11 protein-coding genes are annotated in these 13,069 nt (G+C 68.7%); 3 read left to right on the top strand and 8 right to left on the bottom strand.

Annotation, left to right across the window (positions count from 1 at the left end; genetic code table 11):
- Nucleotides 1-19: 19 nt before the first annotated feature.
- From KRX52_RS14205 to KRX52_RS14180, 6 genes are all read right to left on the bottom strand, one after another.
- Nucleotides 20-1,291, bottom strand: coding sequence for a DUF445 domain-containing protein (locus KRX52_RS14205; RefSeq protein ID WP_254797592.1), 1,272 nt, complete (start codon nucleotides 1,289-1,291; stop codon nucleotides 20-22).
- Nucleotides 1,292-1,419: 128 nt separating this feature from the next.
- Nucleotides 1,420-3,000: a glutamine-hydrolyzing GMP synthase gene (gene guaA / locus KRX52_RS14200; protein WP_217682369.1), complete on the bottom strand. Its 1,581-nt coding sequence runs from the start codon at nucleotides 2,998-3,000 to the stop codon at nucleotides 1,420-1,422.
- Between the two features lie 92 nt (nucleotides 3,001-3,092).
- Nucleotides 3,093-4,562 (bottom strand): IMP dehydrogenase, encoded by a 1,470-nt coding sequence (gene guaB, locus KRX52_RS14195; RefSeq protein ID WP_217682368.1) that lies wholly within the window; start codon nucleotides 4,560-4,562, stop codon nucleotides 3,093-3,095.
- A gap of 90 nt (nucleotides 4,563-4,652) precedes the next feature.
- Nucleotides 4,653-4,961: a ribbon-helix-helix domain-containing protein gene (locus tag KRX52_RS14190; protein ID WP_217682367.1), complete on the bottom strand. Its 309-nt coding sequence runs from the start codon at nucleotides 4,959-4,961 to the stop codon at nucleotides 4,653-4,655.
- Nucleotides 4,962-5,091: 130 nt separating this feature from the next.
- Nucleotides 5,092-5,673: a DJ-1/PfpI family protein gene (locus KRX52_RS14185; RefSeq protein WP_217682366.1), complete on the bottom strand. Its 582-nt coding sequence runs from the start codon at nucleotides 5,671-5,673 to the stop codon at nucleotides 5,092-5,094.
- A gap of 127 nt (nucleotides 5,674-5,800) precedes the next feature.
- Entirely contained in the window at nucleotides 5,801-6,349 is a 549-nt protein-coding gene (locus KRX52_RS14180) for a sugar ABC transporter ATPase (RefSeq protein WP_217682365.1), read from the bottom strand.
- A gap of 131 nt (nucleotides 6,350-6,480) precedes the next feature.
- Here KRX52_RS14180 and xseA point away from each other — a divergent pair, with 131 nt between their 5' ends.
- The 3 genes from xseA (at nucleotide 6,481) to KRX52_RS14165 (ending at nucleotide 10,085) form a co-directional block, all read left to right on the top strand.
- Nucleotides 6,481-7,860 carry an exodeoxyribonuclease VII large subunit gene (gene xseA, locus KRX52_RS14175; RefSeq protein ID WP_217682364.1) on the top strand — a complete coding sequence of 460 codons (1,380 nt, stop codon included), beginning with the start codon at nucleotides 6,481-6,483 and terminating at the stop codon, nucleotides 7,858-7,860.
- 19 nt (nucleotides 7,861-7,879) lie between these two features.
- Nucleotides 7,880-8,716: a peptidoglycan DD-metalloendopeptidase family protein gene (locus tag KRX52_RS14170; protein ID WP_217682363.1), complete on the top strand. Its 837-nt coding sequence runs from the start codon at nucleotides 7,880-7,882 to the stop codon at nucleotides 8,714-8,716.
- A gap of 103 nt (nucleotides 8,717-8,819) precedes the next feature.
- Entirely contained in the window at nucleotides 8,820-10,085 is a 1,266-nt protein-coding gene (locus KRX52_RS14165) for a mechanosensitive ion channel family protein (RefSeq protein ID WP_217682362.1), read from the top strand.
- 157 nt (nucleotides 10,086-10,242) lie between these two features.
- Here KRX52_RS14165 and KRX52_RS14160 read toward each other — a convergent pair whose 3' ends face one another.
- Entirely contained in the window at nucleotides 10,243-12,417 is a 2,175-nt protein-coding gene (locus tag KRX52_RS14160) for a TonB-dependent copper receptor (RefSeq protein ID WP_217682361.1), read from the bottom strand.
- Between the two features lie 89 nt (nucleotides 12,418-12,506).
- Nucleotides 12,507-12,884 (bottom strand): DUF2946 domain-containing protein, encoded by a 378-nt coding sequence (locus tag KRX52_RS14155; RefSeq protein WP_217682360.1) that lies wholly within the window; start codon nucleotides 12,882-12,884, stop codon nucleotides 12,507-12,509.
- Nucleotides 12,885-13,069 lie beyond the last annotated feature (185 nt).

The raw sequence follows: 13,069 nt of genomic DNA, 5'->3' as shown, positions 1-13,069 counted from the left end.
CCGACCGGCAGCGACTCGCTCAGCCCGCCAGCAGGCGGGTTACGGCATGCAGCACCAGACCGACCAGGCCACCGACCAGGGTGCCGTTGATGCGGATGAACTGCAGGTCCTTGCCGACGTTGCGCTCCAGCTGGGCGACCAGCTCGTCGCTGTTCCACTTTTCCACCCGCTCGGCGATGTAGCGGCGGATATCCTCGCGGTGGCGCTCCACCAGGGTGGGCGCCACCTCCAGCAACTGGTCGTTGAGCCAGCGGCGCATCGACTCGTCCGCCGCCAGCGCCTCGCCCAGATGCCGGCAGAGGCGGATCAGCCGTCGGCGGATGGTCGAGTCGGCGTCGGCCAGATCGGCCTGCAGCCAGTCCACCAGATCGTCCCACAGCCGGCGCAGGTAGCCGGCCAGCGCCGGATGGGCGAGCAGCTGCTCGCGGATCTGCTCGCCCTTGAGGCGGAAGTCGGGGTCGTCCTTGAGCTTGCCGATCAAGCCGGCGACACAGGTATCGAACTTGCCGCGCAGCTCGTGCTGGCTGTCGCGGCTGATCTCGCCGATCAGTGCCGACACGCGGCGCACCACCTTGTCCGCCGACCACTGCCCCGCTTTCTCGTCCAGCCCGATGTCCTTGCCGAACAGGCGAAAACGCAGGGCGCTGAACTCGCTGGACAACCCGGCAGCGATGCGCTGCTGCACCGCCTCGTCCTGCAGCAGTTCGTCCAGCCGGGCCAGCACCTCGTCGAGCATCGCCTGGTGGCGGCGCTGGTGGGTCAGCATGTCGAGCAGCTGGCCGCCGACGCAGGCCAGATCCACCTCGCGCAGCTTGGCGGTGGCAGTGCGCTGGATGAACTGGCGCACCCGCTCGTCGCGCAGGGCGCCGATGCCATAGCGGGCCACACCGACCAGCTGCCGACCGACCGCCTCGGCATGCGCGGGCTGACGCAGCCAGCCGGCCAGGCGCCCGGCGGCGTCGAACGCCTCGAGCTTGGCCATCACCTGCGGGGTGGCGAGAAAGTGCGTGCAGATGAAATCGGCCAGATTCCGCCCCAGACGCGCCTGCTTGCGCGGAATGATCGCCGTGTGCGGAATCGGCAGACCCAGGGGGTGACGGAACAAGGCCGTCACGGCAAACCAGTCGGCGATCGCGCCGACCATCGCCGCCTCGGCGAACGCCGCCAGGTAGCCCCAGCCGGGATGGCTGGGTAACAGGTAGGTGGCCAGGGCGTACAGCGCCGCGGCCAGCAGCAGTAGGCCGAGGGCCAGGGCCTTCATCCGGGCCAGCGGGGAACTCCACATCGACATCGCTCGACTCCTTGCCAGGCGCGCACCCTGCAGCATAGCGGCCTACCCGGCCGGTCCGGCAAGCGCCGGAAAAGCAAAAGGGCAGCCGAAGCTGCCCTTTTGTCTATCTGCTCACCACGCCGAGCGGATCATTCCCACTCGATGGTGGCCGGCGGTTTGCTCGACACGTCGTAGGTGACGCGGGAGATGCCTTCGATCTCGTTGATGATGCGGTTGGAGACCTTCTCCAGCAGCTCGTAGGGCAGGTGCGCCCAGCGGGCGGTCATGAAGTCGATGGTTTCCACCGCGCGCAGGGCGACGACCCAGGCGTAGCGACGGCCGTCGCCGACCACGCCGACCGATTTCACCGGCTGGAACACCACGAAGGCCTGGCTGGTTTTGTGGTACCAGTCGAAGTTGCGCAGCTCCTCGATGAAGATGTGGTCGGCGCGACGCAGCAGGTCGGCGTACTCCTTCTTCACCTCGCCGAGGATGCGCACGCCCAGGCCCGGACCGGGGAACGGGTGGCGGTAGACCATGTCGTAGGGCAGGCCGAGTTCGAGGCCGATCTTGCGCACCTCGTCCTTGAACAGCTCGCGCAGCGGCTCGACCAGCTTGAACTGCATGTCTTCCGGCAGGCCGCCGACGTTGTGGTGCGACTTGATCACCTTGGCCTTGCCGGTCTTGGCGCCGGCCGACTCGATCACGTCCGGGTAGATGGTGCCCTGGGCGAGGAAGTCGATGCCCGACAGCTTGGTGGCCTCTTCGTCGAACACCTCGATGAAGCTGCGACCGATGATCTTGCGCTTCTCTTCCGGATCGCTGATGCCGGCCAGGCGACCGAGGAACTTGTCCTCGGCGTTGGCGCGGATCACCTTGACGCCCATGTTCTCGGCGAACATGGTCATCACCTGGTCGCCCTCGTGCAGGCGCAGCAGGCCGTTGTCGACGAACACGCAGGTCAGCTGGTCGCCGATGGCGCGATGCAGCAGCGCGGCAACCACCGAGGAGTCGACGCCGCCGGACAGGCCGAGCAGCACCTTGGAGTCGCCGACCTGGGCGCGCACGTTGGCGATGGCGTCCTCGACGATGTTGGCCGGGGTCCACAGCGCTTCGCAGCCGCAGATGTCCAGCACGAAGCGCGACAGGATGCGCCCGCCCTGCTTGGTGTGGGTCACTTCCGGGTGGAACTGCACGCCGTAGTAGGCGCGGCTGTCGTCGGCCATGGCGGCGATCGGGCAGCTCGGGGTGCTGGCGACGATGTGGAAGCCTTCCGGCAGCGCGGTGACCTTGTCGCCGTGGCTCATCCACACATCCAGGGCCAGCACGCCGTCGGCGTCCATGTGGTCCTCGATACCGTCGAGCAGGCGGCTCTTGCCGACCAGGTCGACGCGGGCGTAGCCGAACTCGCGCAGGTCGGAACCCTGCACCTTGCCGCCGAGCTGCTCGGCCATGGTCTGCATGCCGTAGCAGATGCCGAACAGCGGCACGCCCAGGTCGAACACCGCCTGCGGCGCGCGCGGGCTGTCGGCTTCGTGCACCGACTCCGGACCACCGGCGAGGATGATGCCGCGCGGGGCGAAGGCGCGGATGGCCGCGTCGTCCATGTCGAACGGGTGGATCTCGCAGTACACACCGATCTCGCGCACGCGGCGGGCGATCAGCTGGGTGTACTGGGAACCGAAGTCCAGGATCAGGACCCGGTGGGCGTGAATGTCGTGGTGGGCCATGGCCATCTCTCGTAGCGGAATTCACAAACGACTCGGGGCTGCCCGCCTGTTACAGCAGCAGCCCCGGGTCGACAGATCAAAAGCTCAGCGAATCAACCTACGCGGTAGTTCGGGGCTTCCTTGGTGATTTGCACGTCGTGCACGTGCGACTCGGCCATGCCGGCGCCGGTGATGCGCACGAACTGCGGGCGGGTACGCATCTCTTCGATGTTGGCGCAGCCGGTGTAACCCATCGAGGAACGCAGGCCACCCATCAGCTGGTGGATGATCGCGCTCAGCGCGCCCTTGTACGGCACGCGGCCTTCGATGCCTTCCGGAACCAGCTTCTCGGCACCGGCCGAGGAGTCCTGGAAGTAGCGGTCCGAGGAACCCTGGGCCTGGGCCATGGCACCCAGCGAGCCCATGCCGCGGTAGGCCTTGTAGGAGCGGCCCTGGAACAGCTCGACCTCGCCCGGCGCCTCTTCGGTACCGGCGAACATCGAGCCCATCATCACCGCGTTGGCGCCGGCGACGATGGCCTTGGACAGGTCGCCGGAGAAGCGGATGCCGCCGTCGGCGATCATCGGCACGCCGACCGCGGCCAGGGCGGTGGCGACGTTGGCGATGGCGCTGATCTGCGGCACGCCGACACCGGCGACGATGCGGGTGGTGCAGATCGAGCCCGGGCCGATGCCGACCTTGACGCCGTCGGCGCCGGCTTCGACCAGCGCCAGGGCGGCTTCGGCGGTGGCGATGTTGCCGCCGATCACCTGCACTTCGGGGAAGTTCTGCTTGACCCAGCGCACGCGGTCGATCACGCCCTTGGAGTGACCGTGGGCGGTGTCCACCACCACCACGTCGACGCCGGCGGCAGCCAGCGCGGCGATGCGGTCGCCGGTGTCGGCACCGGTGCCGACGGCGGCGCCGACGCGCAGACGACCCTGCTCATCCTTGGACGCCAGCGGGTAGGTCTTGGCCTTCTCGATGTCGCGGAAGGTCACCAGGCCACGCAGGTGGAAGTCCTTGTCGACCACCAGCATCTTCTCGATGCGGTGCTCGTAGAGCTTGGCCTTGATCTCTTCGAGGCCGGTGCCTTCCTGCACGGTGACCAGCTGGTCCTTCGGCGTCATGATCGCCGCGACGCTGTCGCCGGTATTCGGGGTGAAGCGCAGGTCGCGACCGGTGACGATGCCCACCAGCTCATTGCCGGAGACTACCGGGAAGCCGGAGAAGCCCAGCTCGTCGGCCTTGCGCAGCAGTTCGCTGATCTTGGTTTCCGGGGTCACGGTCTCCGGATCGCGCACGATGGCGGTCTCGTGACGCTTGACCTTGCGTACCTCGGCAGCCTGCTGCTCGATGGTCATGTTCTTGTGGATGATGCCGATGCCGCCTTCCTGGGCCATGGCGATGGCCAGGCGGGACTCGGTCACGGTATCCATGGCTGCGGAAACCAGCGGAATGTTCAGTTCGATACCGCGGGTCAGACGGGTCTTGAGGGAGACATCCTTCGGCAGAACCTCGGAGTAACCGGGGATCAAGAGAACATCGTCGAAGGTCAGGGCTTCTTGGCTGATACGCAGCATGGCGGGGGCTCCCGGACGGGAAAAATGGAAGCGCGGCAGTATACCCGGCCCAGCGCCCGCGCTCAACGCGGCTGGTCGTCAACTCGCCGCTCAGGACACCGCCCGGGCACCGACCAGACTCAGCTCGGTCACCTTGTCGCGGCGCTGGGCCAGGTAGCGGGTGCAACTGACGCGCAGAAAGGAGGCGAAGTTGACCACCTCGCCGCGGTAGTCCATGACCTCCTCGTACAGCTTGGCGATCAGCTGGTTGGTGGTCATGCCGTCGACCTCGGCGATCTCGCGCAGGATGTCCCAGAACTGGTTCTCCAGGCGCAGGGTGGTGACCACCCCGCGGATGCGCAGCGAGCGCGAGCGCGACTCGTAGAGGATCGGATCGGCCTTGACGTACAGCTCGCACATGGAAGCTTTCCTCGTAGGGTGCGCCACGCGCACCATGCAATCGATGCGAACATCGCGGTGCGCACGGCGCACCCTACCGTTCCGGCGTGGTATTGATCGTTCCCACGCTCCCGCGTGGGAACCCTCGCTGTCAAAGCTCGATGCGGGTGCCGAGCACCTTGAGGAACGCCGCCAGCCAGGCTGGATGCGCCGGCCAGGCCGGGGCGCTGACCAGGTTGCCGTCGGTGTGCGCCTGATCGACCGGGATCTCCACGTAGCGCCCGCCGGCCAGGCCGACCTCCGGGGCGCAGGCCGGGTAGGCGCTGCATTCGCGATCCTTGAGCACGCCCGCAGCGGCGAGCAGCTGGGCGCCGTGGCAAATGGCGGCGATCGGCTTGCCGGCCTGGGCGATGGCCTGCACCAGGGCGATCACCTCGGCATTCAGGCGCAGATACTCCGGCGCGCGGCCGCCCGGCACCAGCAGGGCGTCGTAGTCGGCGGCCTCAACCTTGGCGAAGTCGAAGTTGAGGGCGAAGTTGTGCCCCGGCTTCTCGCTGTAGGTCTGGTCGCCCTCGAAGTCGTGGATGGCGGTGCGCACGCTCTGCCCGGCGCTCTTGCCCGGGCACACCGCATGCACCACGTGGCCGACCATCGTCAGCGCCTGGAACGGCACCATCACTTCGTAGTCTTCGACGTAGTCGCCGACCAGCATGAGGATCTTCTTCGCAGCCATGGACTTGCTCCCTGTTCCGGGTGATTGAAGTGCACCCAGTATCGTCCAGCCCGCAGCAAACGGGTAACAGCCGCCTACTACAGTCGCGCCCGGCGCTTGCCGGCCCGCAGCCGCCAGCGCCATGAGTTCATCGGTCGACGCGCACCACGCGCACGGGAAAGCCCAGCCGCTCGGCGCAGGCCGCGAGGAATTCCTGGCGAAAGCCAGCCTCGGCCCAGCCGTTGAAAATGAAGCCCAGATTGGAAAAGCCGCACGGCTGCAGGAACAGGAAACCGTTGATGTCGTCCTCGAAGCCGCACTCCGGGCAGGTGAAGTTGTCGGTCTGCCCCGGCCACCACTCTTCCAGGCTCTCGAACAGTGGCTCGCCGACCTCCTGGCGGCACTGTGGGCAGCCGGCCTCCTCGCGAAAATCACGGGTCGGGGTATAGATGCAGCGTTGGGTGACGATCTCCAGCCCATTGTGCGGCTGGCCGAACGGCAACAGCTGCGGATGCTCGACCACCCGCCGCGCCCCAGGGGCAATCGCATAGGCCATGCCGTTGCCGCCCTGCCCGCAGGTGCTCGGCAGCGCCGCGACGATCTCGCCCTTGACCAGCCAGTTCAACAGCCGCCGCGCCTTCGCTTCATGGGCGGGGACGCTGGAGATTTGCGGGACGAGGATGCATTGCGCGGTCATGTTGGTGCGGGCCGGTGGCGGGAAATGCCGGCAGCTTAGGCCCTCGGCCGGGCAAATCAAGCCCGGCCGATTGCTCGCCGACGCGTGAACGCCTGTCGCCCCCGCCGCGCTGCCGGCTTATCATGCCGGCCATGATCACAGACCCGTTCCAGCGGCTCGGCCTCGATCGCGAGGTCCTGACCGTCAGCCAACTCAACCAGCGCGCCCGCCACCTGCTCGAGGACGTGTTCCCGCAGGTGTGGGTCGAGGGCGAGATTTCCAACCTGGCGCGGCCCTCCTCCGGCCACGTCTACTTCACCCTCAAGGACGCCGGCGCCCAGGTGCGCTGCGCGCTGTTCCGCGCCAGCGCCGCCAGGGTGCGCCAGGCGCTGCGCGACGGCCTGGCGGTGAAGGTGCGCGGCAAGGTCTCGCTGTTCGAGGGCCGCGGCGACTACCAGATGATCCTCGACAGCGTCGAGCCGGCCGGCGACGGCGCGCTGCGCCTGGCCTTCGAGGCGCTCAAGGACAAGCTGGCCGCCGAGGGTCTGTTCACCGCCGAGGGCAAACGCGCCTTGCCGAGCCATCCGCAGCGCATCGGCATCGTCAGCTCGCCGAGCGGCGCGGTGATCCGCGACATCATCAGCGTGTTCCGCCGCCGCGCGCCGCAGGTCGAGCTGACCCTGGTGCCCACCGCCGTGCAGGGCCGCGACGCCAGCGCGCAGATCGTCCGCGCCCTGGAGCTGGCCGACCGTCAGGGCTTCGACGCGCTGATCCTCGCCCGCGGCGGCGGCTCATTGGAGGACCTGTGGTGCTTCAACGAGGAAGCGGTGGCCCGCGCGGTGGCGGCCTGCCAGACACCCATCGTCAGCGCGGTGGGCCACGAGACCGACGTGACCATCGCCGACTTCGTCGCCGACGTGCGCGCACCGACGCCCTCGGCCGCCGCCGAGCTGCTGGCCCCCGACTCCAGCGACCTGCAACGCCGCCTCGACGGCCTGCAGCGCCGTCTGACCCTGCGCCTGCAGCACCTGCTCGCCGCCCGCCAGCTGCAGCTCGACGGCCTGCGCCGGCGCCTGCGCCATCCCGGCGAGCGTCTGCGCCAGCAGGCCCAGCGCCTCGACGATCTCGAACTGCGCCTGCAGCGCGCCATCGCCCGGCGCCTGCAGAGCGCCGGCGAGCAGCGCGCACGCCTGGACGCACGCCTGGCCGCCCAGCATCCCGAGCGCCTGCTCGTCCTGCTGCGCCAGCGTCTCGAGCAGCTCGCCGAGCGTCTGCCGCGCGCCATGCACGCCGGCCTGCGCGAGCGCCGCCAGCGCCTGGAAGCCGCCGTGCAGACCCTGCAGGTGGTCAGCCCGCTGGCCACCCTCGGCCGCGGCTACAGCATCCTCCTCGACGACCGCGGCCGCGCCGTGCGCCGCGCCGCCGATACCGTGGCCGGCCAGCGCCTGACCGCTCGTCTGCATGAGGGGGAACTCACCCTGCGCGTCGAGGACCAACCTGCAGCCCCGGCCAACCTGCCACTGCCGCTCTGAACCCCGACGGGAACCCGCCATGCGTCTGCTGTCCGCCCTGCTGTTGTGCTTCGCCCTGCCCCTCGGCGCCCTGCCGGCGCAGGCCCAGGACTTCCTCGCCCGCCTGCTGGACAAGCCGGTGCCCGGCGGCGTTGCAGTGGTCGATCTAGGCACCGGCGCGCAACGCCCCGCGGCCCGTTACCAGGGCAGGCCGGTGCTGGTGGCCAAGACCGACGGCCGGCGCTGGATCGCCGTGGTCGGCCTGCCGCTGACGGTCAAGCCGGGGCGCGAGCAGCTCGAGCTGGCCGACGGCCGCACCCTCGCCTTCCAGGTCGACGGCCGCGACTACCAGGAACAACACATCACCCTGAAGAACACCGAGCAGGTCAATCCGAACCCGGCCAACCTCAAGCGCATCGAACGCGAGCTGGCCGTGCAGACCACCGCCTACCAGCAGTTCAGCCCGCGCCAGCCGAGCAACCTGCTGTTCGACAAGCCGGTGAGCGGGCCGCTGTCCAGCCCGTTCGGCCTGCGCCGCTTCTTCAACGGCGAGGAGCGCAACCCGCACTCGGGGCTCGACTTCGCCGTGCCGGCCGGCACCCCGGTCAAGGCGCCGGCGGCGGGCCGGGTGATTCTGGTCGGCGACTACTTCTTCAACGGCCGCACGGTGTTCGTCGATCACGGCCAGGGCCTGATCAGCATGTTCTGCCACCTGTCGCAGATCGGCGTCAAAGTCGGCGACGAGCTGGCGCGCGGCGCGGTGCTCGGCAAGGTCGGCGCCACCGGTCGCGCCACCGGCCCGCACCTGCACTGGAACGTCAGCCTCAACGACGCGCGGGTCGACCCGAGCATCTTCATCGGCGCGTTCAAGCCCTGAGCGGCCGCGCTCGCCAGCCGGGCCACGCCGGCTAAGCTGCACCTGAGGCACGTATCCGGGAGCGCCACCGCGGCTGCTCATTTCCGGCGACCAGGAGTAGCGCATGCCCGATCTCGCTCTGGCCCTCGACTGGCTGCAGACCCGGCCCTATCTGTACACCGCGCTGAGCACCGCCCTGCTGCTGGGCATCGCCTGGCTGGCCAACTGGCTGGTCAAGCACCTGCTGGCACGTGCCCTGCACCGCACCCTGAGCGCCACCGCACTGGGCCGCCACCTGCCCAGCTACGAGCAGAGCATCGTCCGCCGCCTGGCCAACATCGTGCCGGCGCTGATCCTCTCCAACGGTGTGGCGCTGATCCCCGGCCTGCACCCGGCGGCGGTGACCGTAGTAGAGAACGTCTGCCGGGCCTTCATCGTGCTGACCATCGCCCTGGCCATCGGCGGCGCGCTCAGGCAGGCCAACCGCCTCTACGAGCAGCGCCCGGGCGCCCACCTCAAGCCGATCAAGGGCTACCTGCAGGTGCTGGAGATCGCGGTGTACGCGCTGGCCAGCATCCTGATGATCGCCACGCTGGTCGACCGCTCGCCGCTGATCCTGCTCTCCGGCCTCGGCGCCATGGCCGCGGTGCTGATGCTGATCTTCCAGCACACCCTGCTCTCCGTGGTGGCCAGCGTGCAGATCTCCTCCAACGACATCATCCGCGTCGGCGACTGGGTGGAGATGCCGCAACTCAACGCCGACGGCGACGTGATCGACATCGCCCTGCACACGGTCAAGGTGCAGAACTGGGACAAGACCATCACCTGTATCCCCACCAAGCGCTTCATCAGCGACCCGTTCAAGAACTGGCGCGGCATGCATGAGTCGGGCGGGCGACGGATCAAGCGCAGCCTGTACCTGGACCAGAACAGCGTGCGCTTTCTGGTTGCCGCGGAGGTCGAGCAACTGCGTCACTTCGCCCTGCTGCGCGACTACCTCGCTCAGAAGGAGAGCGAGCTGGAGACGTGGAACCTGATGCTGCTCGAGCAGGGCGCGGCGCCGCTCAACCAGCGCCGCCTGACCAACCTCGGCACCTTCCGCGCCTATGTGGAGGTCTACCTGCGCCACAACCCGCAGATCCGCCAGGACATGACCCTGCTGGTACGCCAGCTCGCCCCCACTGCCACCGGCCTGCCGCTGGAGCTGTACTGCTTCACCGCCACCACCGTGTGGGCCGACTACGAGCGCATCCAGGCGGACATCTTCGACCACCTGTTGGCGATCCTCCCGGAGTTCGGCCTGCGCGTGTTCCAGTATCCGAGCGGCGCCGACCTGCGCGCATGGCGCGGGCCGGCAGCCGAGGGCGGCGGTCACAGCATAATTCCCTGAGCGAGCGCGCCGCCCCAGAGCCGTGGGCTAGAAGACTCGCGCAGCGATCTTCTACCGACCCTGGGCGCTCCCGGCGGTGGACAATCGCTGACGCGAGCTGTCCACCCGACGCCCCCGACCTTGCGCGCCGTAGCCGGGCGACACGGCGACAGCGGGATCAGAAGCTCAGATCCACCCGCGTCCAGTAGGTCCGCCCCGGCTCGTCGATGCGGGTATCGGCGGGGAAGCCGAACCCGGCGTTGCCGGCCAGGTTGAGGTGCTCCGAGTAGTTCTTGTCCAGCAGGTTGTCGACCCCGGCGCTGAGCTTGAGGTTCTTGCTCAGGCGGTAGGCGCCGTTGAACGACAGCACGCCGAAGCCCGCGCTTTCGTCGAAGTCCTTGCTGACCACGTTGCCCTGCCCTTCGGCGATGCGGCTCTGCGCCGCCACCACGCGCCACAGGCCGCTGGTGCTCCAGTTGTCACGCTCGTAGGTCAGCCCCAGGCGCGCTTCCAGCGGCGGGATCTGCGGCATCGCGCGGTTGTCCGAGTCGTTCTCGCCCCAGGCGTAGGCCAGGCTGGCGTCGCCCTTCCAGTTGGGGGTGAAGCGGTAGCTGGCGCCCAGCTCGGCGCCGGCGATGCGCGCGTCGATGTTGTCGACCATGGTGCGGGTCATGCCGGGCATGATCCCCGGCACATAGTTGAACAGGATGTAGTCCTCGACCACCCCGACATAGGCCGAGGCCCAGGCTTCCAGCGGTCCCTGGCGGTACTGGATGCCGAAGTCGAGCTGGGTGGTCTTCTCCGGCTTGACCGTCTCGAACGCCTGGATGCTGCCCACCGGGCCGGCGCTGGCGGAGAACAGCTCCCAGTAGTCGGGGAAGCGTTCGCTGTGGCCGAGACCGGCGTACCAGATCGCCGGCAGGCTGCTCAGATCCTGCTCGTAGCGCAGGAAGCCGCTGTACAGGGTGTCGTGGCGGGCTTCGTCGGCGCTGGGGTTGGCCCAGGTCTGCGACTTCATGGTCATCGGGTTGTGGCTGGTGTGGGTCTGCCGGTAGTCCTTGGCTTCGGCGCGGTCCAGGCGCGCGCCGCCGATCAGGCGCTGGTTGCGGTCGAGCTCCCAGGTCAGCTCGCCGAACAGGCCGTAGTTGTGGAAGTCGGCATCCTTGGTCCAGCTGGACTCGTCATAGTCGGTGTAGGTGCGGCTCATCATGTTGAAGCTGGAGGCGCGCTTGCGGTGCTCGCTGCGCTGGGCATCGACGCCGCCGACCAGCTCGACGCCGTCCCAGCGCCAGGTGCCGGCCACCCGGCCGCCGAGGGTGCGGCGGTCGACGTTGCTGGCCATCGGGTTGCGCATCATCGCCATGCTCGCGGCCGGGTCCGGATCGCGCAGGCTGAAGTTGTCCATCACGTGGTCGGCATAGTTGTAGTAGACCTGCGCCTCGAGGCCGTGGAAGGTTTCGCCGATGTAGGTCTTCTTGAAGCGCAGGCCGAGGCTCTCGCGCTCGAACTGGCTGCCGTCCATGCTGCGCCCGGCGTAGCGCGCCTCGCCGTCGCCTTGGCCTGCGGTCAGCTCGAGCAGGGTGTTGGCGTCCGGCGTCCAGCCCAGCGCCACATCGGTGTTCCACTTGTTGAAGCGCGACTGCACGGTATCGCCGTCGCCGTTCGCGTAGTCGTCGGCCTGCGAGCGGTTGGCGATGACCCGCGCGTAGCCGTCCTGGTTGCCGGCAGCGGCGTCGATGCTGCGGTCGAAGCGGCCGTTGGAGCCGGCCAGCAGGCTGCTGTTCAGGCGCCAGTCCGGTTCGCTGAACTGCTCCGGCTCGCGCTCGAACAACACGGTCGCCGCCGAGGCGCCCGGCCCCCACAGCACGCTCTGCGGGCCCTTGATCACAGTCAGACGGTCGTAGCTTTCCGGGCTGATGTAGGAGCTCGGCGCATCCATGCGTCCCGGGCAGGCGCCGAGCATCTCGCCGCCGTTGGTCAGCAGCTTGATCCGCGAGCCGAACATGCCGCGGAACACCGGATCGCCGTTGACCCCGCCGTTGCGGATGGCGGCGAAGCCAGGGATGGTCTTCAGGTAGTCGGTGCCGTCGCTGGCCGGCACAGGCTGGCGCGGCTGCTTGGGATTGGTCACCACGGTCAGCGGCGACTGCGGCGCCACGCTGGTGATCACCAGCGGCGCGACCTCGTCTTCGGCGGCAGCGGCGCCCTCCTCCAACTCGGCCGCCTGCAGCGGCAGCGCCAGCACCCCGAGCAGCGCGGCATGAGCCGGCCACCAGCGGCGCTGGAACGGATTGAGGGCGAACGGACGGGACAGGCGAGACTGCGCCAGGGACGGACGAGCGAAAACGGACATGTTGGTATTCCACGCAAAAGACGGACTGCACGTCGTCAGGCGGGTGCGCAGCCGCGCACCGGCAGGCAGACGACCGGTTCAGGACGGGTTCAGGCGTGGAGAGCGGGGGGCGCGCGCGCTTGCTGGCTGGCCGGCGGGGCCTGGGGCAGGCTCTCGCTCGGCGGCAGGTACTGGTGAACGTGGCTGGAAGGCGCCGGCAGGGCCAGCTGCAGGCTCGGCGGCAGCGACGGGGTATGCGCCAGCAGGTTGCAGTAGCCGCATTGTTCGAGGCTCTGCACCCACTCGGCCGGGCTCTGCTGGTCAAGAGGAGCGCCGGACAGGGACTGCTGTTCGGCAGCACAGTGCAGCGTCTCGAGGTCGATGGCCAGCGACAGCCGCAGGCTGTCCAGCGCCCGCAGCTGCGAGTACAGCGGACCGGCGAACGCCATGAGCATGGCGAACAGGCCAAGCCAGGCAGCCAGACGCATGCGCCCTTGCCGAATCACCCGATGCCGCCTCCCTGGAAAGAATTGCGCAGCCAGCCGCTGCGATGAACGGGCGGGATGATCGCACAGTGCCGCGCCGGCAACCTAGTGCGACACGGGGCCGCACAGCCCTCCTGCTCGGCGCCGGGCCCGCGCCAGCCGCGCAAAACTGCCGCGCAAGACAACCA

The organism is Geopseudomonas aromaticivorans (assembly GCF_019097855.1).
Classification (GTDB): Bacteria; Pseudomonadota; Gammaproteobacteria; order Pseudomonadales; family Pseudomonadaceae; genus Geopseudomonas; species Geopseudomonas aromaticivorans.
This window is presented reverse-complemented; position numbering and strand designations above follow the sequence as displayed.